General features: G+C 43.3%; 24 protein-coding genes. 13 read left to right on the forward strand and 11 right to left on the reverse strand.

The features are described 5' to 3' along the window. Window positions 1-12: 12 nt before the first annotated feature. Window positions 13-1644 (forward strand): S8 family peptidase, encoded by a 1632-nt coding sequence (locus tag FXF70_RS16380; RefSeq protein ID WP_148780763.1) that lies wholly within the window; start codon window positions 13-15, stop codon window positions 1642-1644. 37 nt (window positions 1645-1681) lie between these two features. Here the strand turns inward: FXF70_RS16380 and FXF70_RS16385 are convergent, their stop codons facing one another. Then, entirely contained in the window at window positions 1682-2218 is a 537-nt protein-coding gene (locus tag FXF70_RS16385) for a ribonuclease FAU-1 family protein (protein ID WP_008342163.1), read from the reverse strand. Window positions 2219-2332: 114 nt separating this feature from the next. Here FXF70_RS16385 and FXF70_RS16390 point away from each other — a divergent pair, with 114 nt between their 5' ends. Continuing rightward, window positions 2333-2539, forward strand: coding sequence for a hypothetical protein (locus FXF70_RS16390; protein ID WP_008342164.1), 207 nt, complete (start codon window positions 2333-2335; stop codon window positions 2537-2539). A 59-nt stretch (window positions 2540-2598) separates the two neighbouring features. Here the strand turns inward: FXF70_RS16390 and FXF70_RS16395 are convergent, their stop codons facing one another. Then, window positions 2599-3135, reverse strand: coding sequence for a GNAT family N-acetyltransferase (locus tag FXF70_RS16395; protein ID WP_148780764.1), 537 nt, complete (start codon window positions 3133-3135; stop codon window positions 2599-2601). Between the two features lie 211 nt (window positions 3136-3346). Here FXF70_RS16395 and FXF70_RS16400 point away from each other — a divergent pair, with 211 nt between their 5' ends. Then, window positions 3347-4564, forward strand: a complete 1218-nt coding sequence (locus tag FXF70_RS16400; RefSeq protein ID WP_148780765.1) for a multidrug effflux MFS transporter — start codon at window positions 3347-3349, stop codon at window positions 4562-4564. A gap of 208 nt (window positions 4565-4772) precedes the next feature. Here the strand turns inward: FXF70_RS16400 and FXF70_RS19110 are convergent, their stop codons facing one another. The 4 genes from FXF70_RS19110 to FXF70_RS16420 form a co-directional block, all read right to left on the reverse strand. Next, a complete protein-coding gene (locus tag FXF70_RS19110) occupies window positions 4773-4943 on the reverse strand; it encodes a hypothetical protein (RefSeq protein ID WP_165378688.1) in 171 nt (56 codons plus the stop codon). Beyond that, complete coding sequence (locus FXF70_RS16410; RefSeq protein ID WP_017366536.1) at window positions 4940-5527, reverse strand: DUF1700 domain-containing protein; 588 nt, start codon at window positions 5525-5527, stop codon at window positions 4940-4942. Before FXF70_RS16410 ends, FXF70_RS19110 begins: the two co-directional genes overlap by 4 nt. After that, entirely contained in the window at window positions 5520-5837 is a 318-nt protein-coding gene (locus FXF70_RS16415) for a PadR family transcriptional regulator (protein ID WP_025206674.1), read from the reverse strand. Before FXF70_RS16415 ends, FXF70_RS16410 begins: the two co-directional genes overlap by 8 nt. Window positions 5838-5944: 107 nt before the next feature. After that, window positions 5945-6775 carry a YitT family protein gene (locus FXF70_RS16420; protein WP_025206673.1) on the reverse strand — a complete coding sequence of 277 codons (831 nt, stop codon included), beginning with the start codon at window positions 6773-6775 and terminating at the stop codon, window positions 5945-5947. A 336-nt stretch (window positions 6776-7111) separates the two neighbouring features. Between FXF70_RS16420 and mmuM the strand changes: the two genes are divergently transcribed. The 3 genes from mmuM to FXF70_RS16435 all read left to right on the forward strand — a co-directional run bounded on the left by mmuM (window position 7112) and on the right by FXF70_RS16435 (window position 10233). After that, window positions 7112-8050 carry a homocysteine S-methyltransferase gene (gene mmuM / locus FXF70_RS16425; protein WP_017366533.1) on the forward strand — a complete coding sequence of 313 codons (939 nt, stop codon included), beginning with the start codon at window positions 7112-7114 and terminating at the stop codon, window positions 8048-8050. Window positions 8051-8096: 46 nt separating this feature from the next. Continuing rightward, window positions 8097-9500 carry an S-methylmethionine permease gene (gene mmuP / locus FXF70_RS16430; protein WP_008342173.1) on the forward strand — a complete coding sequence of 468 codons (1404 nt, stop codon included), beginning with the start codon at window positions 8097-8099 and terminating at the stop codon, window positions 9498-9500. Window positions 9501-9612: 112 nt separating this feature from the next. Then, the gene (locus tag FXF70_RS16435) at window positions 9613-10233 is read left to right on the forward strand and encodes a hypothetical protein (RefSeq protein ID WP_148780766.1); all 621 of its coding nucleotides are present in this window, start codon (window positions 9613-9615) and stop codon (window positions 10231-10233) included. A gap of 346 nt (window positions 10234-10579) precedes the next feature. Here FXF70_RS16435 and FXF70_RS16440 read toward each other — a convergent pair whose 3' ends face one another. Further along, entirely contained in the window at window positions 10580-11062 is a 483-nt protein-coding gene (locus FXF70_RS16440) for a DUF2059 domain-containing protein (protein WP_007498435.1), read from the reverse strand. A gap of 109 nt (window positions 11063-11171) precedes the next feature. Further along, on the reverse strand, window positions 11172-13838 hold the full coding sequence (locus tag FXF70_RS16445; protein WP_148780767.1) for a S8 family peptidase: 2667 nt from the start codon (window positions 13836-13838) through the stop codon (window positions 11172-11174). A gap of 242 nt (window positions 13839-14080) precedes the next feature. On the opposite strand from FXF70_RS16445, the gene FXF70_RS16450 reads away from it, so the two are divergent. From FXF70_RS16450 to FXF70_RS16475, 6 genes are read left to right on the forward strand one after another with little or no spacing between them, the layout of a single operon-like run. Continuing rightward, window positions 14081-14539: a PTS sugar transporter subunit IIA gene (locus FXF70_RS16450; RefSeq protein WP_008342176.1), complete on the forward strand. Its 459-nt coding sequence runs from the start codon at window positions 14081-14083 to the stop codon at window positions 14537-14539. Beyond that, a complete protein-coding gene (locus FXF70_RS16455) occupies window positions 14536-14865 on the forward strand; it encodes a PTS fructose transporter subunit IIB (protein ID WP_007498438.1) in 330 nt (109 codons plus the stop codon). Before FXF70_RS16450 ends, FXF70_RS16455 begins: the two co-directional genes overlap by 4 nt. Window positions 14866-14901: 36 nt before the next feature. Further along, window positions 14902-16020 carry a PTS fructose transporter subunit IIC gene (locus tag FXF70_RS16460; RefSeq protein WP_148780768.1) on the forward strand — a complete coding sequence of 373 codons (1119 nt, stop codon included), beginning with the start codon at window positions 14902-14904 and terminating at the stop codon, window positions 16018-16020. Between the two features lie 28 nt (window positions 16021-16048). Continuing rightward, window positions 16049-18712 (forward strand): mannosylglycerate hydrolase, encoded by a 2664-nt coding sequence (mngB, locus tag FXF70_RS16465; RefSeq protein ID WP_148780769.1) that lies wholly within the window; start codon window positions 16049-16051, stop codon window positions 18710-18712. A 57-nt stretch (window positions 18713-18769) separates the two neighbouring features. Beyond that, on the forward strand, window positions 18770-19654 hold the full coding sequence (locus tag FXF70_RS16470) for an ROK family protein (protein WP_058336297.1): 885 nt from the start codon (window positions 18770-18772) through the stop codon (window positions 19652-19654). Further along, window positions 19651-21570 (forward strand): BglG family transcription antiterminator, encoded by a 1920-nt coding sequence (locus FXF70_RS16475; protein WP_098681015.1) that lies wholly within the window; start codon window positions 19651-19653, stop codon window positions 21568-21570. The genes FXF70_RS16470 and FXF70_RS16475 overlap by 4 nt, the downstream gene beginning before the upstream one ends. A 61-nt stretch (window positions 21571-21631) precedes the next feature. On the opposite strand, the gene arr is transcribed toward FXF70_RS16475, so the two are convergent. Continuing rightward, window positions 21632-22048 carry an NAD(+)--rifampin ADP-ribosyltransferase gene (gene arr / locus FXF70_RS16480; protein ID WP_007498448.1) on the reverse strand — a complete coding sequence of 139 codons (417 nt, stop codon included), beginning with the start codon at window positions 22046-22048 and terminating at the stop codon, window positions 21632-21634. A 294-nt stretch (window positions 22049-22342) separates the two neighbouring features. On the opposite strand from arr, the gene FXF70_RS16485 reads away from it, so the two are divergent. Continuing rightward, complete coding sequence (locus tag FXF70_RS16485) at window positions 22343-22660, forward strand: hypothetical protein (protein WP_035390595.1); 318 nt, start codon at window positions 22343-22345, stop codon at window positions 22658-22660. A 21-nt stretch (window positions 22661-22681) separates the two neighbouring features. Here FXF70_RS16485 and FXF70_RS16490 read toward each other — a convergent pair whose 3' ends face one another. After that, entirely contained in the window at window positions 22682-24103 is a 1422-nt protein-coding gene (locus FXF70_RS16490; protein WP_008343856.1) for a glycoside hydrolase family 1 protein, read from the reverse strand. Window positions 24104-24122: 19 nt separating this feature from the next. Next, window positions 24123-25982 carry a beta-glucoside-specific PTS transporter subunit IIABC gene (locus FXF70_RS16495; RefSeq protein ID WP_099496272.1) on the reverse strand — a complete coding sequence of 620 codons (1860 nt, stop codon included), beginning with the start codon at window positions 25980-25982 and terminating at the stop codon, window positions 24123-24125. Window positions 25983-26157: the final 175 nt, after the last annotated feature.

Below are 26157 nucleotides of genomic sequence, written 5' to 3' on the forward strand. Positions count from 1 at the left end.
AGGTCACCTCATATGCAAGGAGCCATTGCCTTGAAAAAGAAAATCGTCGTGGTCATCGCGTTTCTTCTTGCTTTGACAACTGCTTTGCCCTTCCATTCGCAGGCAGCTGCACCACCAAAAGAAACAGATGTCATCATCGTCTATAAAAATCAAAAAGGAAAACAGACGGCTATTCAAGAAAGTGAAAAAGTGAACGCTCAATACATACACCTTCCAGCTGTAGCAGTGACAGCAGATGAGCAAGCTGTCACCTCACTTAAAAAAGACCCGAACATCGCTTATGTTTCAAAAAACGTCAGGGTCAAACTCGCTGCTTCTACCGTGAAAAAAACGGCTGCTGCTACTGGTCAGGATGCTTTGGTACAAAAATCTTATAACTTGCAGAAGCTCAATGTAAAGCAAGCAATCAAAGAAGGCGTGACAGGGAAAAATGTGAAAGTAGCCGTTCTCGATACTGGTATTTTCCCACATGAAGATTTAAAGGTAGCCGGCGGTAAATCATTCGTCGATTACACGTCTTCTTACAAAGATGATGAAGGACATGGAACACATGTCGCCGGTACAATTGGGGCGCTCAATAATGATTACGGTACGGTCGGCGTCGCTTCTGGTGTGAAGCTGTATGCTGTAAAAGTATTAGATAAAAAAGGAGAGGGCGACTTATACAGTCTGCTCCGAGGCATTGATTGGGCGATTAGCAATAAGATGGACATCATCAACCTAAGTCTAGCTTTTGAAGATAACATTCCGATTTTACGTTCAGCAGTTGATGAAGCATACAAAAAAGGACTGCTGGTCGTTGCTGCAAGTGGAAATGATGGAAAGAAGAATGGGATTAGTTATCCTGCCGCATACAATAGCGTCATTGCTGTTTCCGCAACGACAGACAAAGACAAACTCGCCTCCATCTCTAATACGGGGAAAGGAATTGAATTTTCCGCTCCCGGCGAGAACGTCATCAGTACCTATTTGAAAAATGAATATTGGTATGCCACGGGTACATCACAAGCGGCACCGCATGTCACAGGGATGCTGGCGCTCTTAAAACAGCTACATCCTAAGAAAACAAATGTTCAGCTCCGCACTTTATTGCGCAGCTATACAGTCGATCTCGGCGCAAAAGGAAAAGATTCACAATTCGGCTATGGCCGCGTGCAATATGTGCCGCAGTCAACCTTTTTAAAGGCTGCGACAAGCGCAGTCAAGACAGCCGAAACATCTAAAAAACAGACAGATGTTGATCAAGCCAAAACGAAAATTGGCAGACTCACTGCCAGCAAGCAAAAAACCGCACTCACTGACCGAGTCAAAAAAGTCCAAACAGCCATTGATATTCGTGACGCACGAGCGAAGGTCAAATCAGCTGAAAAAAGTAAAACCCAAGGCTCGATTAAAAGTGCCCAAACGGCCATTAAAAAGCTATCCAAAGGCAAAGAAAAAACAAGCCTACAAAACCGGCTCGACAAAGTCAAAAAACAAGTCGCCTATCAAAAGAAAGTGACAGATGCCAAACAAAAAGTAAAAAAAGCGGAAGCCAAACGAACAAAGAAAACAAAAGCAACCGCTCAAAGTGCGGTCAAACAACTAAAAGCATCTAAAACAAAAACTGATTTACAAAAACGACTAAACCGGATCAAGGTTTGATAAAAAAACGATTCCTTTCAGCAAGGAATCGTTTTTTCTATTTCAACATCTTCTGAAACAAGGTGTGATGATATTTCCCTTTCGCATCCAGCCTCACTTGATCGAGGATGTGCGCTAACGAATGGATGACATCATGTAGTGCTCGTTGAACAGAGCCGTGTTCAAAGGAAGCTAAACTCTCCGGCAGTTCATCTTCATCCAAAACAAAGAAATCACCATTCGGAAGAACGAGTAGATCAATCAATAAATCTTCAAAAACAACCGCCTGTTCTTCAAACCATGTATGTCTGACGATATTCACATAAGAGCCAAGTTCATTGCCTTGATCATCTCGCCAAAAATAGACATTGTAAGGCCGGTCCGTCCAATAATAGGCGGTCGTATAACTCCCTTTTGGAATCGTGACAGTGCCATCACCAGCAACCATTGTAAATGGTTCTTGAATTTTATGAAACAACACGACTTGCTGCTCCTGTGCGTCTAACAGCTGACACGTATGTTCCACAACCTGATCATCGTATTTGATTTTTCTCTCGATTACGTCATCCCAAGAATTTGCATATAGCGGAAACAATCGGTCACAACCCCTTCTGCATCTACTTCTTATTCTAGTATACACTGCTTTCTTTTGAAGAAATAAAGGTTCACTACTGCTGCCTATGGAAGACATATGGTGAGGTGAAAACAAATGAACGGAATCACAATCATCGAAACCGTAGCAGAACTCGGACAAATCATCTTGGTTTTTTGTGGCTATGCCCTTTACTGGCGGCTTGTGAAAACGAAAAGAGATCGAAAGCTAACCCCTTATGAACATGTGTTGAAATTCTTTGTCATGTTCGGGTTAATCTCTTGGTGCTTTTCATATATGGCACTGAACGTATGGGTGTCATGAGAAAAAGGAAGAGTCCCGTCCATGCAGGACATACTCTTCCTCTTCTTATTCGGTGTATATTATGAGCCAGCCGGCTGTTCTTTTTTGATCACATACTGATAGCTCTTCACATGCGTCCCATTTTGATTCACAAATTCTTTATCAAGTGCCCGTTCAAAGCCCATTCTTTCATATAAACGAATGGCGGCCTGCATTTTATCCGACGTATGAAGATACAGGACGTTCTCGCCCCACGATTGCGTCAGTTCTATACTTTTACGCAACAATGACTCTGCAATACCTTTTCCTCTCACATCAGGATCTACCCCTAAAAACCGGACAATCGCTGAAGTAATGCCCATCTCCGGCTTGTCATATGCCTGTTCTGATGATCGGAACATTTGAAGGGTCCCCACGACCTTGCCCTCAAGCTCGGCCACAAGCATCAACTCCATGTTTGGGTTATCTACAGCCACTCGCAGCGCTGCAGAATAATTTTGCCAGCCTTCCTCTGTAAATTGAGGCTCATACTGTGCGTATGATTTGATCAGCACATGTGTGATCGCCTCATGATCTTCACTCACTGCTTGACGAATGATCAACTCTTGCTGCTCCATGCCAGCACCTCCTGTTTGTCTATGAATGGATATACGTATCATGCAATCACTGCATGCCGATGATCTGATTCTTTTCTCTACTCATTCAATGTAAAGAGTCTCCTTCGAAAGATCAATGATTTTGCACGAAAACTTCTTTGAAAATTTTGATTGAAATGGAAAGCTTGATTCATTATGCTGATTTGAGGACATATACGAGGAGTGGCATCATATGAATTCTTTATCTTATCCCCAAGAATCGAAAAAAAATCGATTCCTCCTTGCCGCGCTTCTTGGCTCTTTAACAGCCCTTGCACCGCTGGCAATGGATATGTATTTACCTGCTTTACCTAATATCGCCCGTGACTTTGAAGCAAGCACGGCGCTGTCTCAGTTAAGTCTCATGGCTTGTTTGATTGGACTTGCGCTTGGACAGCTCATTGCAGGTCCAATCAGTGATACAGTCGGCAGAAGAAAGCCGCTCATGATTGGATTGATCATTTTTATTGCGGCCTCTCTTTTATGTACAGTGGTCACATCAATTTGGACATTCATTCTTTTAAGGCTGATTCAAGGACTTGCTGGTTCAGCAGGCATTGTCATTGCACGAGCCATCGTGCGAGATCATTATGAAGGCTCAGAAATGACGAAATTCTTTGCTTTGCTCATGTTAGTCAACGGAGTGGCTCCAGCAGCGGCACCGATCGTGGGCGGACAAATGTTACGGTTCACGACGTGGCAGGGAGTGTTTGTTCTGCTAGGAATCCTCGGGACGCTCATGCTCCTAAGATCGATGTTTTCATTGAAAGAAAGCTTACCTGTGGAACGCAGACAGACTGGGGGCTTCAAACAAATCCTAGGTGCGATGAAAATTCTAGCGAGCGATCGACTCTTTGTCGGATATGCTCTCTCACAAGGACTTGTCTTCGCCGCCATGTTTGCGTATATCTCTGGATCACCGTTTGTATTGCAGGAGATTTTCAACCTTTCTCCGCAAGGCTTCAGTGCTGCCTTTGCGGTGAATAGTCTTGGCATCATCACAGCCGGACAAGTATTTGCCCGCGTTGCTGCGAAAATTGGTGAGGAGAAAGTCCTTCGCATCGGGCTGCTGACAGCTGCTTTAGGGGGCGTCACCTTGTGTGTGATGATCTCTATTGATGCAGGGCTTTATGGCATCCTCATCCCGCTCTTTTTTGTGGTCTCAAGCGTTGGGATTGTCGGCACGTCTGCTCCTTCTCTTGCGATGCAACATCACGGTGCGCATGCTGGAAGTGCCGCTGCCCTCATCGGTGTGGCACAAATGCTTCTTGGCGCATGCATGACACCCCTTGTCGGCTTAGCTGGAAGCCAGACTGCCTTTCCCATGGGGCTGATTATTATGCTCTGTGACCTTGGCGCACTTTGCTGTTATTTTTTCTTTGTTGCCAGAGCAAAAAAAAGACCCGCATAAGCGGGTCGCAGATTGTGACAAAGGGCTAAAATGAACTTTATTTTAGCCCTTTGTCTTCTTTTCAGCGTGATAGAAAACCTTTGCAGCCCTAGGAAGGACGAGCATCGGCGCGGAGCGAATTTGACATTCGTGAGCACCGAAGCGCAGGACTGACACCGAATGCGAGGGTTTGTCTACACGCTGAGACCCGCATAAGCGGGTCTTTCATTTATGGCTTGCTCCAATTGATCGTGCGGAAGATATTGTTCTGGTCATTGTTTTGATATGCATCTAGGTCAAAGCCTGAAAGTCCAAAACCAATTGCCATGACAATTCCTCCGGCAACGGTGAAGATGATCCCCCATTTGATGCATTGCTTTTTTAAATCATTCACGTTCATACTCTCACGACCTTCTTTTTAAACATTCCCATGAATGCCTTAGTGGTTTGAACAGTCCCTTGCACAAATAGCTTAGTCAAATACGCCGTGGCTATGCCGCTTAATAATCCGACACCTAATAGAAGAATACCAACTCCGATCTGCGTCACCACCACATGCAAACCGTCTTGAAAAATAAACGGTGAACCAATGATGCTCCAAAAACCGCCGAGCAGACCAACTAGCGTCATTGTACCTGTCACGAGTGGAATGCACCAAATCACCATATACACAGAAAGAAACAGCAGGAAGACTGTTGCTAGAATACTGCCCCATAACGGAAAGCCTAAAATGAGGATGGAGAGCCTTGTGGCTTTTTCTCCAAACGTCGGCACCTGAACGGTTTTGATTCCTTGTTCCTTCATAATCCCTTCAGCGATGATGGCAGGCTGACCGACTTGATGAACTGCCTCCTGTTCACTGTAGCCATCTTCCTGATAATCCTCGATCATTTCATCGTAATACTCGATGAACCGATCACTTTCTTTTTCGCCTAGACGATGCAGGTGCTTCTCCAAGCTGGCTAAAAATTCTTTTTTATTCATTGCTCTGTCCTCCAGAAATAAAGTCGTAAATCGCCATCACTTGATCCCATTCCGCTAAAAATTGCGCGATATGCTCCCGTCCGTTCTTTGTCATCCGGTAGTATTTTCTTAATCGACTGTTATGTTCCTGTGAATAGGTCTCCACATAATTGTTTTGCTCTAACCGCTTTAATATCGGATATAATGTCGATTCTGAAATCTCAATACAATGGGACATATCTTTAATCATTTGATAACCATAGGAATCGCCTTTCTTTAATACCGCCAGTACACAGAATTCCAGTAATCCTTTTTTTAGTTGTGCATTCATGTTTACAACTCCTAACTATTCATACTATACAATACATAGTATGATGTGACAAGAGGTATTTATTTTGTAAAAGCATAAAAAAAAGACCCCCACAGGGCCTTTCACTTTTATATATTCACAAATCCTTCTCCAAACACATCACGCACGTCATGGACAACAACGAATGCGTCTCGATCAATTTTCTTAATGATTTTCTTTAAACGCATCAGCTCCTGTTTTTGAATGACCGCATAGAGAATTTCCTTCGATTCCTTTGAATAATGACCGCGACCGTTTAAAATGGTCACGCCTCGATCCAAGGTGTGATTGATTTCTTCTGCAATATCATCTTTGCATGAAGAAATGATCGTCACTGCTTTTTTCGTGTTAAGCCCTTCTATGACGAAGTCCATCACCTTAGTCGCCACATACAACATCACAATGGTAAACATTAATTTTTCCGCACCAATAATAAAGTAAGAAGCAAAAACAACGATCAGATCAAAGAACAAGATGGCGTAGCTCACGTTCCAGTCTAGATACTTATTCGCAATTCGCCCGAGGATAGCAGATCCCGCTGTTGTACCGCCCGCTCTTAAAACAAGACCAATGCCAATCCCAATGATGATCCCAGCGAAAATAGAACCAATGATCAATTCATGGACATTCACCACCCATGTAGTGGTCAAATGTAAAAATAGAGAGTTACTTGCGACAGCTACCACTGTGTAGATCGTGGTCTTCTTGTCCAAGTATTTATACCCCACAAGTAATAAAATCGCATTCAACACAAGGTTTGTCAGCCACGGCGCAATCTCAAACATATAGTAGAAAATGATGGACAGCCCCGTTACGCCGCCTTCACCAAACTCAAGTGGAATGACAAACATGTTCACAGCTGCAGCAAATAAAAAAGAACCAACTAGAATCATTGCAATATCTTTTACACATTTTTTCAATTTCTTCTTTCCTCCTTTTTTAAGCATATAAAAAACCCTCTTTCTGCACGAAAGAAGACAGTCGTTGGACAAAATAAAAATCAAAAGACGGCGCCTTTTGATGAAGCTTTCTGAAATGAACCTTTCCATAATATATATCTCTTTTTAGAGGCTGTCAATGACTTGGTTTTCTATTATTTCGACTGCATGTTTATGCACTCAAACCCGCATGTTTTCAGGGTTTTTCCGTCATATGATGCTTATTCCTCTCCTTGACAAAAACACTTTAGTCATTTAAACTACTGCCTCATATCATATCCATTATTTCCGATCGACAAAGGAGGCTGTTTGATTTATATGAATCCTATTCAAAGCCGTTTACAGGCTCACACACCTTTGATTTTAGATGGTGCACTTGCAACGGAGCTTGAACGAAAGGGCTGTGATTTAAACGACAGTTTATGGTCAGCCAAAATCCTCATTGAACAGCCAGAATTGATTCAGCAAGTACACTTGGACTACTTCCAAGCAGGTGCTGACTGTGCAACAACAGCCAGCTACCAAACGACAATTGATGGCTTTGCTGAAAAAGGCTATACAAAAGAAGAAGCCATCGAATTAATGAAACGATCTGTCATTTTAGCAAAAGAAGCATGTGAGCAGTTTTGGCAGGATGAGACACAACGTAAAGAGCGGACAAAACCATTTGTCGCTGGATCTGTGGGGCCTTTCGGCGCTTATTTGTCTGATGGTTCAGAATATAAGGGAAATTACGGTCTCACGGAGCAGGCACTCATTGATTTTCACAGACCAAGAATTCAAGCTTTAGTAGAGGCTGGTGCAGATATTCTCGCTTGTGAAACCATCCCTTGTCTCATTGAAGCAATCGCCATCGCTAAACTGCTGGAGGACGAATTCAGCGGTGTGTATGCGTGGATCACGTTTAGCGCAAAGGATGGCAAGCACATTAGTGAAGGGGATCTGCTGAGAGACTGTGTACAAGCGCTCGAGCCATATGAGCAGATCGCTGCTGTTGGCGTAAACTGTACACCGCCGCAATATATGTCTTCTCTTATTCAGGAGATGAAAAAAGGGACGAGCAAACCGATTGTCGTGTATCCGAACTCAGGGGAATTATATGATCCTGAAGAAAAGGTTTGGAGCGGAGATACGTCTCACCATACATTTGGTGAATGTGCGCAGCAATGGTATAAAGACGGCGCACAAATCATCGGCGGCTGCTGCCGGACGACACCAGAGGATATTACCGATATCTTAAAACAGGCAACATCGTAGCATCATGACTCAACACACATACTTCTAAGCAAAAGGGCGGGAAGACATGGAACAAGCAAAAGATCAGTCACAACAATATCAACGAAAAATGACAAGCCGTCACCTGTTCATGCTTTCTTTAGGCGGCGTGATTGGCACAGGACTCTTTTTAAGTTCAGGATATACGATCAATCAGGCCGGACCTGCGGGAACGATTTTGGCTTATCTGGTCGGGGCATTAATTGTGTACCTCGTGATGCTCTGTTTAGGTGAACTGTCTGTCGCAATGCCGGTTACAGGCGCTTTTCACACATATGCAACAAAATACATTGGGCCCGGCACAGGCTATACAGTGGCTTGGCTTTATTGGCTGACATGGACCGTGGCACTTGGTTCAGAATTTACAGCGGCAGGTCTTTTAATGCAGCGCTGGTTCCCGGACACATCGGTTTGGATGTGGAGCGGTGTTTTTGCGCTTCTCATCTTTTTACTCAATGCTTTTACAGTTAAATTTTTTGCAGAATCGGAATTTTGGTTTTCTAGCATTAAAGTCATGGCTATTATTCTCTTTATTATCCTTGGCGGAGCCGCGATGTTTGGATTGATTCCACTAAAAGGCGGTGAGGCCGCTCCGTTCTTCTCTAACTTCACTGGAGATGGGGGTCTCTTCCCAAACGGCTTTTTACCGATTTTAATGACCATGTTGGCTGTTAATTTTGCTTTTTCGGGTACTGAGCTGATTGGGATTGCTGCGGGCGAAAGTGTCAATCCAGATGAGACCATTCCCCGGGCGATTCGCACGACTGTGCTACGTCTTGTCCTGTTTTTTGTCGGAACGATCGTGGTCTTAGCCGGCTTAATTCCAGTAGAAGAAGCCGGGGTGATCAAAAGTCCTTTCGTTGTGGTATTTGACCGCATCGGTATTCCTTATGCGGCAGATTTCATGAATTTTGTCATTCTGACAGCGATTTTATCTGCGGCAAACTCAGGGCTATACGCCTCATCTCGCATGCTATGGTCCCTTTCTGAAGAACGAACATTACCTAAAAAGCTGGCAAAATTGACGTCAAAGGGAATTCCTTTGAATGCACTCATTTTGAGTATGATTGGGGGCATTCTCTCTTTGCTATCGAGTGTCATCGCACCTGAAACAGTGTATCTGGTTCTTGTTTCAATCTCTGGACTCGCCGTTGTTGTTGTATGGATGGGAATTGCAGCTTCACAGTTCATGTTTCGCAAAAAATTCTTACAGGATGGCGGACAGCTTCATGATTTATCTTTCCGAACCCCGCTCTATCCGGTGGTTCCGATTGCTGCCTTCCTCCTATGCCTTGCATCTGTGATCGGCATTGCTTTTGATCCAAATCAGCGTATTGCTCTTATCTGCGGTATCCCTTTTATCGCACTCTGCTATGCTGCCTATTACGTGACAACATGGATTCAGAAAAAACGAGAAAACCCTGGTGTATAGCACCAGGGTTTTTGTTTGTCCCAAAAAAGGATATCACTAGCAAAACAAAGACATTTTGGTATATGATAGGAATCTATGATTTTCAGGATGAATCAAGGGAGCTGTTTTTAATATGGAAATGACCATTACAAGAGCATTAAGTGAACTGAAAATGTTAGATAAGAGAATCAGCCGAACGATTGATGAAGCCGTACTCGGTGGTTTGATCATCGGGAAACATATACAGAACGGATTTCAAAATCAAGAAGAAGTAGAAAAAAAGGCAAAAGCAGATGACCAATCGATTCAAGCATTAATCAAACGCCGAAATGCCATTAAATCAGCCATCGTTGTGTCGAATGCTACGACAACGATTGAGGTGGCGGGTGTTAGCATGACCGTAGCAGAAGCTATTGAACGCAAGACATCCATAGATTACGATATTCGTTTTTTACGAAAATTAAAAAAGGTCTACACAGAGCTGGTTGACCGGTCAGAACAAATCAATGAAGATGTGAAAAAGAGACTGGATCAACATTTAGAAACACTATTTGGGAAAGACGGAAAAACACAAGCCGCTGCCAACCAAGAGATCGTCAAGTCATTCCTAGCTGAAAATGAGGCGGCGATCATTGACCCTCTTCGTCTTCGAGTGAAGATTGAACAGCTTTCGAAAGAGATTGAAGATTTCCAAATGGAAGTGGATTTCTCCTTATCAGAAAGCAATACCTTGACCAAAATACAGATCGACTAGTCGCTTTTGTTAGTGAGCCGAAAATCGATAGGACTAAACACCTCCGAGGGAAAGGTCATTCCCTCCTCATCTGATGATCATCTTAGGATGATCCATGATAAAAGCTCAAAGCTGAACGTTCAAAGCTGAAAGCTCAAGTATTCAAAGTTCTTATCCATCAAAGTTCAAGATGAAAAGCTCAATGCTCGATCGAATCTGGGAGAAACGGCTCATGAGTGTTTGTTTATCGACTCTTTCGGTTGCCGCCCAGCAGGTTTGCTAACAAAAAGAAAAGGATGTCACTAGCTGACATCCTTTTTTTCTATGAAAACGACAGGAATTTCGCCAAGTCGCCTCTTCTAGCAGATTAGTAACGTGATGTATATGCCAAATGGTACACACTTGTCACATTTGAAGATAGCGTGATGTCGTTTGATGTGAAAGTCACTGGAACGATATCGTAGTAATGTGTAGACCAGCCTGCATTATTGTATGTACGGTAGCCTGCACCTGCAGGAACTTGAATCGTTAGTGAAAATTGTCCATTCTCGTCTGTTGTACCTGTTGCTGTTTGAGCATATGATTTGATTGCTGCTTCAAAATAAAGCTGAATTGGCTGATTCGCCATGAGTTGACCACTTGTGTCCTTTAATGTTCCTTTAAAAGTAGCTGGATAATATGAACCTACACGATATTTACTACCAGAACCGTAATTGACCATACCACCGTCTGCTGCTGTGACGCCTGTTACTTGTACGGATGCTGGTACTGCTCCTGTTTCCTCTGCATGTGCAAAGCTTGGGAAAACGAGAAGCAATGATAGAAAGAAAGCAAACATGATTTTTTTCATCGATAAATCCTCCTTTTTTTTCCTACTATATTACTATCGACAGTTATTGTCATTTTTCCAGTAAAAACAAAAAACTTCCCTTTTTATTCAAAAAAGGGAAGCTACAAGACTATTTTTTCACAACAACTTTCACTGCTTTACTTTCTCTTTTTCTCACATCTGAAGCCGTCACATACAAGACAGTTTTGGCTTTTTGCGGCTTGATTTTAGCCGTAAATGCGCCTTTGCTATTGGTTTTGACCGTTTGAATGACTTTCTTTGATTTGTTCTTCACCTTGATCGTCAAGCCTGCACCCGCAGTTCCTTTGACCGTTTTACTTTTCACTGTTACTCGATTCACCTTTGGCTTAGCTGGCGCTTTGCCCTTTTTCACGACCGTTTTGAGCGAAGTCGCAGCCTTTCCTTTTGATATCTTGATGTGAAGCACTTTATTTTTGTTTTGATGCTTGATCTTCACACTAAAGGTTCCCTTTTTGCTTGCCGTGCCTTTTCCAAGCAGGGTTTTGCCTCTATACACAGAAATGGCAGCGCCGGCTTTCGCCTTTCCTGTCACCTTTTGATGCTGATCTTCTACTTTGTTAACTGATGCGTTTAATTCAACAGCACTTAATGCGGCAAAAGCATTGAGTCTGCCATGTCCTGTCATCCAATCGATACCCGGAATTTTCGGATCAACAACAGGCTCGTCATTTTCATCATAGAAAATGTCATCTGTTCCATCAACAGCTTTAAATGAAATATCATCCGCTGTATTTTGTAAAATATTTCTCACTTGATTTGGTTTCAGGGTTGGATTTTTAGAAAACAGTAATCCTGCTGCTGCTGCAACATACGGTGTAGCCATTGATGTCCCGCTTAGGTATGAAACATTCCCATCAGGCATTAAGCTTGGAATATCAGACCCTGGTGCAGACATGCTTAATCCTTTCCCATAGCTTGAGAATTCAGCGGCAATATCCATGCGATTGCTTGCACCAACTGCCATGGCGTACTTGGAAGTCGCAGGATAACCCATTTCTGGAATGCCATCGTTTCCGCTCGCCACTACCACTAATACATTTTTTTGTGCAGCATAGTTCATCGCATATTCAATGACCTTGCTGTAGTAGCCGCCAAGGCTCATGTTGATGACCTTTGCACCTTTGTCCACTGCATGTTTAATGCCAAGAGCAATATGCTCTGTATCTCCATTTCCATACGCATCCAGTACTTTGACTGGGATGATACCTGTATGTTGATTCAGCCCTGCCATGGAGTAATGATTGTCGGCTTTTGCTGCAATGATACCTGCCACATGGGTACCGTGGCCATTGTCATCAATTGCATCTTTATTACGGCCAATCAGATTAGCACCTAAGTCTGTGCGAACCGTTCCGCTTAAATCGGACAAACGGCTGTCGACACCTGTATCCACAACAGCAATTAACGTTTGCTTCATTTTGCTTGTGCCAATCAATGTATTCATTTGTTCAAACTTCACATCAGCGCCTTTTTTCCCACTGTTCTGCGCACTGTTTTTCAGCGGCCACTGGTAACCATACTGCGCGTCATTACTGAGCGCACGATACGTTTGTACAGGCTCTGCAAATTCAACATTCGGCATACTAGAAAGCTTTCTCGCCGTGCTTTTGATCACAGCTTTGCCTGCTTTAAGCGTTTTGCCAGCTGATTCTTTCCCTGCCGGTACATCGTAAACATACATTCCTTTAAATAAAGGATTTACTGACTGAGATGTCACACGGTTTTCTTGAATTCCGTAGCCTTTCATCTTCTTTTTTGCGGATTGAAGCGTTTGTCCATCCTTTAATTTAAAGATGATTTTGTTTGTGTTGACCTTTTCTTCTGGAACAAGCTTTTGTTTCTCTAATACATAACCGATCGATTTTCCTTCAAGCTGATCGATTCCTACTTTTTGTCCCACTGTTTCTAATTCCTTTTTTAGATAGGCTGGACTTGCCTCTTTGAGCATATCAAAAAGGGAACGGATCGCCTGTTGCTCTTTCTCTGTGACGATATGACCGCTGAATGCACCATTTTTCTCTACGTCATTCAGCAATGATTTTAATGTAAGCAAATGATTGTACACCGTTTGCTGCTTTTTTTGATTGTTGATGAGTTTAGATTTAAGAAACGGCTTTGTTTTTTGTAGCAGACGTGTAAGCTTCTGACCATCGGCTGTTTCATTGAATCGTTTGTCTTCGATCGTACGAATGGATTGAAGAATTTGACGTCCATGCTTTTTCTCAATAATGATGATCCCTAGCTCTTCTTCTTCAGGGAAAATCGGTTCAGATGGCGGAAGATTCGCGCCTTTATACCCGATTGTATATGCTGCATCCTCTTCCTCATCACGGCTGTCTTCCTCTGAACCTAAATACAGCACTTTGACATAGTAAGGACCTGACCATGCATGCGGGAAGTTGATTTCTGTCTCTCCACTTGCTGTGTCCACACGATATCTCGAATAAGTGTCATCCTTTATCGCTCTATCCTTACTTGGGTAGACCGATACAGATAACACTTGTTTGCTTTTGACAGCAATTTGCATATGTGTATGTTTTGCCACATCTTGTGCAGATGGCGTGATTTGGTACCATGACTCTTCTTTTTCATTCTGTAATGTACCTGAGATGACTTCACCATTTTTTAACCCAATGGCTTCATTGACACTTGTGCCCTTACTAACTGCTGATGCCTCGTACCCAGGTAATGCAGCCATACATAGAATGATAGCCATGAGTACAACCACACAGGATTTGACCTGCTTTTTAAACATGAAAAGACCCCCTTATCTTTTACAATACCTTGGAAGAATATCACAGAATCCCTTTTAGTAGAATCTGTTTTTGACATAATTAAACTCGTTTTAAGCTAGGATTTGAGATATTCAGATGGCTAGTCTGATCGCTTCATAAACTTTTTGCCATTTCAAACGGAAAATGATGCTATTTAACCATGTCGAAAAGTACATTACAATCGAATTGTAAGCGCTTAACAAACAAGAGAGAAGGGATCAGCTTGTTCCAAAAAGATCATGTTTTTACACAAGTAAACGGTCGATCAAAGAATGAGATTTTACAATACATTTCCGAGAAAGCTGAAGACCTTCACATTACAGATGATCAGTCAGGGTTATTAACAGATTTGTTGAAACGCGAAGACGAAGTCTCAACAGGACTTCAGCAAGGTTTTGCGATTCCTCATACAAAAAGCTCTGCTGTTCAAACGGCTTCACTTCTCTTTTTAGAACTTGAACAACCCATTGATTGGGGAAGCTTCGACGATTTGCCAACAAGCTATTTATTTACACTGCTCGTTCCACTAGAAGAGGCCAATGTCACACACCTCAAATTACTGTCTGGCATTGCCACAAGTTTAATGGAGCCTGCTTTCATCGAAAAGATTCAACCCGGTCAAACAGCAGACTATTATTACGAAGTCATTGAACAACAATTGAAAGAGGGGATTACACAATGAAAATTGTCGGTGTCACTTCATGCCCAGCAGGGTTAGCTCATACACCAATGGCAGCAAAAGCATTAGAGAATGCGGGTAAACAGCTTGGACACGAGATTAAAATCGAGCAACAAGGAATTATGGGACAGGTGAATGGCATTACAGCAGAGGAAGCCAAGCAGGCAGACCTTTGCATTATCGCCTCCAATCAGCATATTAACGACGCTGAACGCTTCTCAGGTATTCCTACTGTTCGTGTCGAAATCGGACGCGCCCTAAAAAATGCCGAGCAAATCATCACAAAAGCCGTTGCGCTGGTTGAAAAGAAAAAATCTGAATCCCAATAAACAAGAGCAATGCCATATAGAAAGGAGCAAAGCAGAATGAAAGCAAAATTAAAAGTCATTGAAGGCCACCTCATGACCGGTATTTCTTATATTCTTCCGGTGATCATCGGAGCTTCACTTATCGTTGGTTTAGCCAAACTAGTCGGGTTAGGTTTTGGTGTATCAGATTTAAACGCCTATAAAGATGCAGGCGGCATTTTACATTGTGCCTATTTGATGGAACAGGTTGGCTGGACAGGCATTGGCTTAATGAACGTACTGCTCGCTGGCTTTATTGCCTATTCGATTGCGGATAAATCTGGTCTTGCAGCCGGCTTTATCGGCGGAGCTCTTGCCAGCTCAACAAATGCTGGTTTTATCGGCGCCGTCATTGCAGGTTTCTTTGCCGGATATGTCGCTCTCTTTGTGAAAAGAAAAATTCAAATTCAAGGCTCCGCAGCTGGACTCGTCCCTCTGCTCATCTTACCGCTCATTACTGTTGGCTTAACCGGACTTCTCATGTCCGTTCTGCTGGGCGGTCCATTAGGGGCTTTGAACACCGCATTAATTGAATGGATCAAAGGCATGGTCGCAGATGGAACAAGTACACTCGCACTTGCTCTCATTTTAGGCGCCATGATTGGCTTTGATCTTGGCGGCCCAGTGAATAAATCAGCTTGGATGGCTGGTAATGCGCTCTTCCTATCAGGTGTCTATCTTCCTGCCATTCTCGTCAATATCGCGATTGTCATTCCGCCGCTTGGATACGGGCTTGCGACATTGATTCGAAAACGCAACTTCTCTCCTACCTTTAGAGAAGCCGGACGAGGCGGTCTTGTGATGGGGATTATCGGGATTACAGAAGGAGCCATTCCCTTTACACTCGTCAATCCTTTGAAATTGATTCCGCTGAATGTCGTCGCTTGTGCTGCTGGAAGCGGGGTTGCTGCCTTATTAGGTGTCCATGACATCATGCCGCCAATTGGCGGACTCTACGGATTCTTCTCAGTAGGAAACTGGTGGGCATATTTAATCGGCGCGCTAACTGGCGCACTTGTTATTGGAATTGGTGCCAACCTACTTGTGAACTTCTCTGAGAAAAAAGAACCCCAAAAGCCAGAACATGATCAGAAGCAGAAAGAAGAAGATGATTTTGACCTTGTGCTAGAAGGATAATTTGAACAAAGAAAGGTGTCGTTACACAATGACTGTCAATGTACATGTGATTCCACATACTCACTGGGACCGGGAATGGTATTTTACCACCTCCCGCTCCCGTATCTACTTAATGAAAAGCGTAATGGACATATTGGACACCCTCGAAACAGATGAACGGTTCCATTACTTCATGCTCGATGCACAAGCATCCTTGCTAGATGATTACTTGAAATGGCGCCCAGAGGATGAGGATCGAATCAAACAGCTCGTCACAGCAAAACGCCTCATCATCGGTCCATGGTATACACAAACGGATCAGCTCGTGATTTCTGGGGAATCGATTGTACGGAACCTGCAATATGGGATTGAGCGCTGTCAGCAGTTTGGACATGTCATGAAGGTCGGTTATGTCCCTGATTCCTTCGGTCAATCTGCACAAATGCCTCAAATTTATCAAGGCTTTGGTATTGTCGACACAGCCTTTTGGCGCGGCGTTTCTGATCATATGACGAATCACACAGAATTTAATTGGCGCGGGGCGGATGGCAGCGAAGTGTTTGCAGTGAATCTGCCATTTGGCTACTACTACGGAGGAAATATTCCTGAAAAGGATGAAGACCTGCAAGCCTTTCTTTCTGAAAAAATCGGGGCGCTGCAAGCAAAAGCCACGACAAAGAATGTCTATTTCCCAAATGGCTTTGACCAGGCGCCTATTCGTAAAAACCTGCCTGACTTATTAGAAAAAGCCAAAGAAATAGACGAGCACCACTATCAAATCAGCAGTTTAGAAGACTACATTGCAGCAGTGAAAAAAGAGCGGACTTCTTTTGAGACATTAGAAGGAGAACTCATTCATGCCAAGCATATGCGAATTCATAAGTCTATTTTTTCAACAAGAGCAGATTTGAAAATCTTAAACAACCAAATTGAAAACTATCTTGTCAATGTGATGGAGCCGATCCTTACAATCAGCTATTCACTCGGACATGACTATCCGCATGACACGGTGCGTGATATTTGGTACCTCATGTTTGAAAATGCAGCGCATGATAGCATTGGCGGCTGTAATAGTGATACGACGAATCAAGATGTCTTCTTCCGCTATAAACAGGCAAAGGAAATCGCCGAGAATCTTGTGGACTTACACATGCGTCTCATCGCCATCCGGCTGCAAACTGAGCAAGAAATCACGTTCACTTTATTTAATACACTGCCTTCAAAGCGCTCTGAAGTCATTGAAGTCGAAACCTTTATCACAGAACGTCCATTTACACTAAAAGACGCTGATGGACGAACTCTTCACTACACAGTCAAAAGCAAAACCGATGTGACAGATTATGTCTTGGCACAACAGATTTCACTTAACCCAAGTAAAGAGGTGTACATGCCAAAGCAAGTATGGAAAGCTGTTTTACTCATTGAAGCAGTCGACTTGCCTTCCGTTGGTTATACACAAGTCAGCATGGTTTTCGATGAATCTAGTGAATCCATTTTGGAAAAAACAGAAGGTCGTGTCATTGAAAATACGTTTTACCGCATTGCAGCAAATGACAATGGGTCATTAGAAATTACGGATAAACAGACCGGACGAACGTTCTCTGAGCAAATGATCTTTGAAGACAACGGAGATGATGGGGATTCTTATAACTATTCACCACCGCGCGAGGATCTTTATGTATCATCTAAAGATATCTCATCAGCCGACATCACCGTATCTAAAAGCAGTTTACAGGAAGAGCTCACCATCAAGCTTCAATTGACTGTCCCATATGATTTAAAGGAACGTTCGGAGCAAAAGGTGACGACTTCCCTCCCGATCACAGCGAAGGTGGCTTTAAATAAAGATGAAGCGGTCATCCGTTTTCATGTGAATGTGGACAACCATGCGCTAGACCACCGTCTACGGGTACTCTTTGATACAGGTATTGCATCAAACGTATCACTCAGCGATCAACAGTTTGGCACCATCGAACGTCCAACGGAGCTGACGCAAGAGCTAGAATGGTGGAACAATGAACATTGGGAAGAAAAACCGATTACCATTGAACCCATGCAATCATTTGTTGCACTTCGCGATGAAGCATATGGTGTCTCTCTTTTAACGGACTGCGTCAGAGAATACCAAATCACAGGCGCGGACTACACAACCATTGCTTACACACTCTTCCGCTGTTTCGGAAAAATGGGGAAAGAAAACCTTCTTTACCGTCCTGGCCGGGCTTCTGGAGAAAAAATCGTGGAAACACCTGACGCCCAGCTTCAAGGATCGCTATCATTCTCCTTTGGCATGCACTATAGCCAAGAAGCGGTGAGTGAAGGACACTTGGCTCAGCTTGCTAAACGTTACACCACCCCGGTTCAGTGCTACGAGCGGGCAGACTTTTTAAACGGTCGTTTAATTTTCTCTTTCCGAGATGAAAAAGAAGACTTACAATCTACTTATAGCCTGCTTGACATTGAAACAGACGGGGCTGTTCTAAGCGCTTTGAAAAAGGAAGAGCATGGAACAGGCATTGTCATTCGTCTCTTCAATCCATATTTAACACGTCAAACAGCCGCTTCAATCAATAGTTCATCTCTACAACATGGAGAAACAGCGAATTTAGGCGAAACACCTGAAGGACATATACTGAAAGCACAACATGGATCATTACACATTGAACCGCTCACGCCTTGTCAGGTACAAACCTACATTGTAAAGAAAAAATGAACATGTAGGGGCGGGATCCATTTGGATTCCGCCCCTCTTTAATGGAGGGCATTGATCATGCGAATTGGAGGCATCGAAGCAGGCGGTACAAAATTTGTCTGCGGCTACGGAACAACAGACGGAACGATTGAACATATGACTTCCTTTGCAACAGGGAACCCAGAAGAAACATGCCGGCAAGTGATCGAATACTTTACAGAGCATCCAGTCGATGCGATTGGCATAGGCGCATTCGGACCTGTCGATGTAAAAGAACACAGCCCCAGCTATGGAACGATTCTCGAAACACCCAAAACAGCTTGGCGCCAATTTCCATTACTCTCAACCTTAAAACAAGCACTCGGTCTCCCTATGAAGCTTGATACGGATGTGAACTGTGCGGCGCTCGGTGAAGCTCGTTTTTCAACAGAAACAGACAGACCAAATTCCTTGATCTATATCACGGTTGGGACGGGAATCGGTGGCGGTGCCTATATTGAAAACCGCCTCATTCACGGACTGCTTCATCCAGAAATGGGACATATCACCGTTCAGCGCCACCCTCATGACACCTATGGGGGCTGCTGCCCGATCCACCATGATTGTTTAGAGGGACTAGCATCTGGACCTGCCATAGAAGGCCGCTATCATACATTGGCACAAATGCTGCCAGAGGAGCATCCAGCCTGGTCACTTCAAGCTTATTATCTTGGGCAAATGACCGCAAATTTATTACTCACCCTTTCACCAGAACGCATTATTTTGGGTGGAGGTGTCATGAAACAGCCGGCCTTGCTGCCGCTCATCCTTGAAGAAACAGACAAGCGCCTTCATGGTTACTTACAATTACCAAAGCCATTAAATGAAATCGTCACAAAGCCTTCCTTTGACGGATTATCTGGTTTAATGGGAGCCATCGCCCTTGGAGCTGATGCCTTAAAGGAACAAGGAGCGGCGCAATGATGATGACGGCAGATACTCGAACCTACCAGCTCATTCAGCGGCTATTTGAAACGAAAGGGTTCGTGAAGCTGGAGGAGCTCACTGCCTCTTTTCGCTTATCTGACCGCTCCATCCGCAATTTAATCAAAGAAGCAAACGAGCTGTTAACACAAGCTGGAGCCATGATCAAGACCATCCGCGGGAAAGGGTATACGCTCTTAACAAGTGACCAAGACGCTTTCCTGCTTTGGCTTCATCAGCAAAAGCTTCCTGCCCGCTCTCTCGTACCCGTCATGCCAGAAGAGCGCATACGATTTATGATGAGAAAACTATTGCTTCAATCAGACTACTTAAAAATTGATCAATTAGCAGAAGAATTGTTCATCAGCCGTATGACGGTCAGCAGTGATTTAAAAAAAGGACGGGAGCTGTTAGCCCGTTACGGTATGACCCTTGTCTCAAAGCCTGGATTTGGCTTAAAAGTAGACGGAGACGAATTGCAAAAAAGGACGTGCTACGCAGACTTACTGCTTGAAGAAGAACCCGCCCTATCTCATATAACTGAGCGGGAACAGCTTCATTTCCCTGACATTTCACTTGAAACCATTCGATCCATTGTGCTGACAAATCTATATCAAGAATCACTGCTCATTAAAGATATTGCCCTAAAGAATTTAGTGATTCACTTAGCGATTGCCATTCAGCAAACGCAAAAAAAACAGCGGATACCCGCCAGTACTACTCACACACAAAGACCGCCAGTGTTAACAAGAATCGCTCAAAAGATCACTCATCAAATAAGCGACACGTTTCATGTCACCTTATCAGAGGATGAAACAGATTACTTGGTGATGCATCTCTTAGCGAATCAAACGTGGAAAGAAATCGATGAGCACCAAACGACAGAAGAAGTGCGTCAGGCGGTGACACGATTTCTCCAGCACATTGAAAAAACAAGCGGTCATCGTTTTGTAGATGACGATATCCTGCGTCAAGATTTGATGCTGCATATGAAGCCATTATTAAATCGAATCCAATACGGCGTGTCTTTACAAAATCCGCTTTTGCATGAGATCAAAACTTCTTATCCATATCCGTTTGATTTGGCCGTCAGCGGACTCAATGCCTTACAGCTGGTGCGGACGCCAAATGAAGATGAAGCGGCATATGTTGCCTTACATATTGCTGCTTCATTTGAAAGAAGTCATCTTGACACCTCGCAAAAAAAGAGGGCCATTATTGTATGCGGATCTGGACTAGGAACAGCACGGCTGCTTGAAATTAAATTGAAGGCGGCCTTTCAACATGAGCTTGAGATTGTTGAGCTTTATTCTTATCAGGATTACGCTTTTAGCACGACTTTGCCATGTGATGTGATTATTACAACCGTACCTCTCGCACCAAAAGGGAAACCAATCATTCAAGTGAATGCTTTTTTTGAACATCATGATGTCCAGCGTGTGAGTGAGGTCATTCACCTGTTAAACGGACACGGTTCCCCTTCGCAGGAGCTGATGGCTTTTTTCCAAGAACGATTGACCTTGTTGGATGTGAACCTTTCAAGCAAAGAAGAGGTATTAGATACGCTTTGCAGCCGGCTGGAGGCGCATCAGCTTGTTTCATCTTCTTTTCGTTCCTCCGTGCTGGAGCGGGAGCAAATGTCATCAACTTATCTTGGCAAGGGGATTGCGATGCCTCACCCGCTCATCACAAATGAAGGCACCTCCTGCGTGGCAATTGCACGATTGAAACAGCCAATTGATTGGCAGGGAGATCAAGTATCTCTGATTTTCTTGTTAGCCATTCAGAAAGATGACGCTGCCTGCATGAATCAATTTTTTGAACAAGCTGTCGATTTGTTAGACAGCCCTGACCGCCTTCACTCCTTGACACATGCAAAGACATTTGATGAGCTGATGCATGTCCTGTTTCAATAGCACATAAGGCCACCCAAGTGAAATCGGGCGGCCTTTTATTCATCTATTCCTTACATACGAATCAATCGTATATGACATTTTTTCCTTCTTCCCTTAACTTTTTTAACGACGTCAGCATATGGTTGATTTCTTCATCGGAATGTCTTTCCCAAGCGCCTAATTCTGCGACAATTTTCAAAGGGGATGTCGATCGATAAGAACGGGTCGGATTCCCTGGAAACTTTTGATCCGTCAAATTCGGATCATCTTCAAACTCGCCTGTCGGTTCTACAACATAAATTCTCTCTTTGGAATCAGACCGGGCTAATTCAGCTCCCCATTTGGCTGCGTTTAATGTTCCAGTAAAATAGATGTGGTTCGATTGTTTATCCTGATAATTGGATAAATGCAACGGTTCAAGCAGGTCCCCAATCTTCAATTCTGCTTTCGTCCCATGAAAAAACGGCCCAGGATCTAAAACATCTTTCTTGTCATTCATACAGCCACATCCCTTATCGTTTTTGACTTGCGTATAACAGTATACGGGCTGATGCGGGCTGAAAACAGTCTATAAATGAGATTAAATTCGGGGTATAATGATAGTAGAGAGTAAGATGTGATCGGTAAACTCCAGCAAGTTGAAAAAACAGCAAGCATACATACAAAGCAGTCTTCTTGAAAGAGATAAAAAGCTGTTAGACGCCATAAAAGCCAAAGAGACGTTTGACGTTTTATGTGGTTGGCGTGTTGGCACATAATCAATTAAATTCTTCAGGAAGGGTGTAATGAGATAATGAAAGATAGAGATAAGATTTGCCATATATATGCACAAAAAAGTTGGCATATGGATTCTTATATTATTGGTAATCGTGAGGGTTTAATTGAATTAAAGAGTGCTATTGACCAAGCATTGAAAAGTAATGTTGGTCAAGCTGAATTGTTTCCATCAGATTTAGAGGATTATACAACTTACGTTGCTTTAGTTGATGATAAAGAAGAGTTGGATTCACTTATTATGCCTTACACTGATGAGGATAATGATGATGAAAACTTGATACATCCAGTTGATATAGTTACAAGTCATGAAGAGAAAAAAACCCCTAAAAATTAGGGGTTTTTTAGTGTGAAATTGTTACTTCCCGATGTTCTCTCCATTTTGCTCGATCAATGTTTCATACCAATAAGAGCTCTTTTTCCGAATTCTCTTCAGGTCTTTCAGATCAAATTCGTCACGATTGACGTAGATAAAACCGTAGCGTTTTGAGCAGCCTTGGTGTGTACTGATTAAGTCGATGGCTGACCACGGGCAGTACCCGAATACCTCTACACCGTCAGTGATCGCCCATTTGATTTGTTCAATATGTTTTTCTAAATAATCAATTCGATAATCATCCTGAATCGATCCATCCGCTTCTAACTTGTCAAAAGCGCCTAGCCCGTTTTCCGTAATAATAAGAGGCAGCTGATAGCGATCGTAAATCTCACGCATCGTTGATCGGAAACCGGTAGGGTCAATCTCCCAGCCAAATGCATTTTTACTTAAGAACGGGTTGTTCCCGCCTTTGTAGACGCCATCTTCACCAGATTTTAAATGCTGATCTCCACCGCGGGCAAATTCATCATTGCCATCTCCTTTACTCGCTTCAACCGTTTGAGATGTGTAGTAGTTAAAGGCAATGAAGTCTGGTTTTGCACTTTTCAAAATATCCATATCTCCCTCTTCAATCACAGGAAGAATGTCTTTTTCCTTCATGTATGCCCATGCAAGGTTGTTATAACGACCGAATACCGCCATATCAAGATACAGCCAGTTGCGGATCGCATTGTAATTGGCCGCAGCAATGACATCCTCAGGTTTTGGAGATGCCGGGTAAATAAGGGCGATGTTTGGCGCTGGTCCGATTTTCGCCTCAGGCAGCAAACGATGACAAAGCGTCATGGCTTTCGCCTGTGCCACAAGCATATGGTGGTTCTGCTGATATAGTTCTTTTTTCGGATTTTCTAAATTTGGATCCAGTGTACCTAGAGCTGATCCATGTAAGATCATCATGTTTTGTTCATTAATGGTCAGCCAATATTTTACCTTCTCACCATACTCTTGGAACAAAACCTCCGCATAACGTTCAAACGCATCGACTGTTGAACGATTTGACCAGCCGCCTTTCACTTGAAGCGCATGAGGTAAATCAAAGTGATACATCGTCACAATTGGTTCAATGTCATAGCGTCGCAATTCATCAATGAGAGAATGGTAGAAGTCAATTCCCTTTTGATTGATCTCCCCATCTCCATCTGGAATGATACGTGTCCATGCAATAGAGAAACGATAAGCCTTCAAGCCCATTTCTGCAAACATCTTCACGTCTTCTTTATATCGATGATAGTGATCGCTGGCTACCTTAAAATCAGTTGTTCCCTCAGGATAGCTTTCTCTCATATCAATGACTGAAGGTCCCTTGCCATCCTCGTTCCACGCACCTTCTACTTGATAGGCGGAAGTCGATCCGCCCCAGAAAAAGTCTTTTGGAAATGGTGCTAGTGTTGAATATCTCATGATTATGTCCTCCCTTTTCTTAAACTAAGTGTAAAAATGATTGTCCTGGTGTCACTTGTTTTTCTTCTGTCTCAATGATATCGCTAAATTCACCGGAATTGGTAATAATCACAGGTGTTGTGACAGACAGTCCTGCTGCTTGAATGGCCTCAATATCAAACTCCGCAAGCAGTTCACCTTCTGTAATCGTTTGGCCCTGCTCAACCTTCGGCGTAAAATGACGGCCCCCAAGTTGTACAGTATCCAGTCCAATATGAATGAGTACTTCTGCTCCGCTTTCAGAGGTGAGACCGTATGCATGTCCTGTTGGGAATACCGTTGTCACGACCCCAGTTACTGGTGCAAACAGCTTGCCTTCTGATGGAATAATGGCTGCGCCCTTACCTAAAGCGCCAGATGAGAAGGCTTTATCTTGCACCTCTTCTAGCTTGATGACTTCGCCAGATAAAGGACTTTTCACATGAGCTGCTTTGACACCATGTTCATTTTCAGATGCTGGTGCAGAACTAGCTGCAGGAGCATCTTCTTCATCCACAGGATCTTTGAATCCAATCAAATAGGTTAAGACGATTGAAAGGACAAATGAAACGGAAATTCCGATTAAGAATCCTGTAAATCCTTGACCATAGAAGATCGGAAGTGTCAGTAAACTCGGAAGACCTGATGCGATCGCAATACTTTGTGAATAACCGATAATGGCACCACCGACACCGGCAGAGATCACTGCTGCAATAAATGGTTTTTTCAAACGAAGTGTGACCCCGTATACAGCTGGCTCTGTAATTCCAAATACAGCAGAAACCGCTGTCGAACCAGCTAATGATTTCAGCTTTTTGTTCTTTGTTTTCAGCATAACACCGATTGAAGCACCGGCTTGTGAAAATACAGCTGGCGCAGTGGCCGGCTTAATATGATCTTTTCCATGAACCGCAATATTATTTAAAATGACTGGCACAAGCCCCCAATGGATACCGAAGATCACAAGAACCTGCCATGCCATCGCAATTAAAGCACCGGCAAGTGTAGGGCTAAAGGAGAATACTTTCAGCAGGATGGCTGCAATTCCGTTCCCTGCATACACACCAAATGGTCCAAATACGATCAGTGTCAGTGGAACGACCGTGACCAGTAAAATCAGTGGTGTAATAAAGTTTTTCACACTTTCATGAATGACTTTGTTAAAGAAACGTTCGATATATCCCATCACAAACACTGCCAAAATAATCGGGATAACCGTTGATGTATAAGACATTAAGACAACCGGAATGCCGAAGAACGACACATCTCCGCCGCCTTTTGTGAGCTCTTGAATAGTCGGGTAGATCAGTGCACCTGCAATCGTCACAGCGACAAATGGATTCGCTTTAAACTTCCTAGCAGAAGTGAATGCGAGCAACAGCGGCAGGAAGTAGAACAAGCTGTCTGATGCGGCAAATAAAATTTGATACGACGTATCTTCAGGAGATAACCATTTTGCATTGATACAGATGCCTAGAAGTCCTTTTAAAATACCGGCACCCGCCATGACACCTAGAAGCGGTGTGAAAATTCCAGAAACAATGTCGACGAATTTTCCAAAAAGACTTGTACTTTCTTCACTTGATCTAGCAGATGAAGAAGTGGAATCCTCTAATAGATTCGTAAACTCCCCAATCTCTCGATATACCTCTGGTACGGTGTTGCCAATGACCACCTGAAACTGGCCGCCGCTTTCCATGACAGTCACCACACCATTTAATTTTTCAATGGCCGCTTTATCTGCTTTTGATCTGTCATTTAATGTGAAGCGAAGTCTTGTGGCACAGTGAACCAATGAATGAACATTTTTCTCTGTCCCGATATGTTTGATAATGTCTTCTGCTAATTGACGATGACTCATACAAAAACCCCCTTTTTTTCAAAAAAATACGTTTTTAGGCAAAATAAAAACCTAAACGGGCACCAAAAATAGTCGCAACTTGCTATTGCGCTTTTTCAGTGAACGTTTAGGTTTTGCCTGCCGAACAGTCACAATCCTCTAAGACGATCATTGTGAAACCGTATTCTTTTATGTT

Source organism: Bacillus sp. Y3 (assembly GCF_008123875.1).
Classification (GTDB): domain Bacteria; phylum Bacillota; class Bacilli; order Bacillales; family Bacillaceae; genus Bacillus; species Bacillus altitudinis.

Excerpts from the sequence above, each read along its gene's own strand:
- FXF70_RS16445 (WP_148780767.1), bottom strand. The coding sequence starts at position 13,838 with ATGTTTAAAAAGCAGGTCAAATCCTGTGTGGTTGTACTCATGGCTATC.
- FXF70_RS16460 (WP_148780768.1), top strand. The coding sequence starts at position 14,902 with ATGAAAGCAAAATTAAAAGTCATTGAAGGCCACCTCATGACCGGTATT.
- FXF70_RS16435 (WP_148780766.1), top strand. The coding sequence starts at position 9,613 with ATGGAAATGACCATTACAAGAGCATTAAGTGAACTGAAAATGTTAGAT.
- FXF70_RS16475 (WP_098681015.1), top strand. The coding sequence starts at position 19,651 with ATGATGATGACGGCAGATACTCGAACCTACCAGCTCATTCAGCGGCTA.
- FXF70_RS16495 (WP_099496272.1), bottom strand. The coding sequence starts at position 25,982 with ATGAGTCATCGTCAATTAGCAGAAGACATTATCAAACATATCGGGACA.
- FXF70_RS16400 (WP_148780765.1), top strand. The coding sequence starts at position 3,347 with ATGAATTCTTTATCTTATCCCCAAGAATCGAAAAAAAATCGATTCCTC.
- FXF70_RS16380 (WP_148780763.1), top strand. The coding sequence starts at position 13 with ATGCAAGGAGCCATTGCCTTGAAAAAGAAAATCGTCGTGGTCATCGCG.
- FXF70_RS16440 (WP_007498435.1), bottom strand. The coding sequence starts at position 11,062 with ATGAAAAAAATCATGTTTGCTTTCTTTCTATCATTGCTTCTCGTTTTC.
- mngB (WP_148780769.1), top strand. The coding sequence starts at position 16,049 with ATGACTGTCAATGTACATGTGATTCCACATACTCACTGGGACCGGGAA.
- FXF70_RS16415 (WP_025206674.1), bottom strand. The coding sequence starts at position 5,837 with ATGAATGCACAACTAAAAAAAGGATTACTGGAATTCTGTGTACTGGCG.
- FXF70_RS16485 (WP_035390595.1), top strand. The coding sequence starts at position 22,343 with ATGAAAGATAGAGATAAGATTTGCCATATATATGCACAAAAAAGTTGG.
- FXF70_RS16395 (WP_148780764.1), bottom strand. The coding sequence starts at position 3,135 with ATGGAGCAGCAAGAGTTGATCATTCGTCAAGCAGTGAGTGAAGATCAT.
- mmuP (WP_008342173.1), top strand. The coding sequence starts at position 8,097 with ATGGAACAAGCAAAAGATCAGTCACAACAATATCAACGAAAAATGACA.
- FXF70_RS16490 (WP_008343856.1), bottom strand. The coding sequence starts at position 24,103 with ATGAGATATTCAACACTAGCACCATTTCCAAAAGACTTTTTCTGGGGC.
- arr (WP_007498448.1), bottom strand. The coding sequence starts at position 22,048 with ATGAATGACAAGAAAGATGTTTTAGATCCTGGGCCGTTTTTTCATGGG.
- FXF70_RS16390 (WP_008342164.1), top strand. The coding sequence starts at position 2,333 with ATGAACGGAATCACAATCATCGAAACCGTAGCAGAACTCGGACAAATC.
- FXF70_RS16470 (WP_058336297.1), top strand. The coding sequence starts at position 18,770 with ATGCGAATTGGAGGCATCGAAGCAGGCGGTACAAAATTTGTCTGCGGC.
- FXF70_RS16410 (WP_017366536.1), bottom strand. The coding sequence starts at position 5,527 with ATGAATAAAAAAGAATTTTTAGCCAGCTTGGAGAAGCACCTGCATCGT.
- mmuM (WP_017366533.1), top strand. The coding sequence starts at position 7,112 with ATGAATCCTATTCAAAGCCGTTTACAGGCTCACACACCTTTGATTTTA.
- FXF70_RS19110 (WP_165378688.1), bottom strand. The coding sequence starts at position 4,943 with ATGAACGTGAATGATTTAAAAAAGCAATGCATCAAATGGGGGATCATC.
- FXF70_RS16455 (WP_007498438.1), top strand. The coding sequence starts at position 14,536 with ATGAAAATTGTCGGTGTCACTTCATGCCCAGCAGGGTTAGCTCATACA.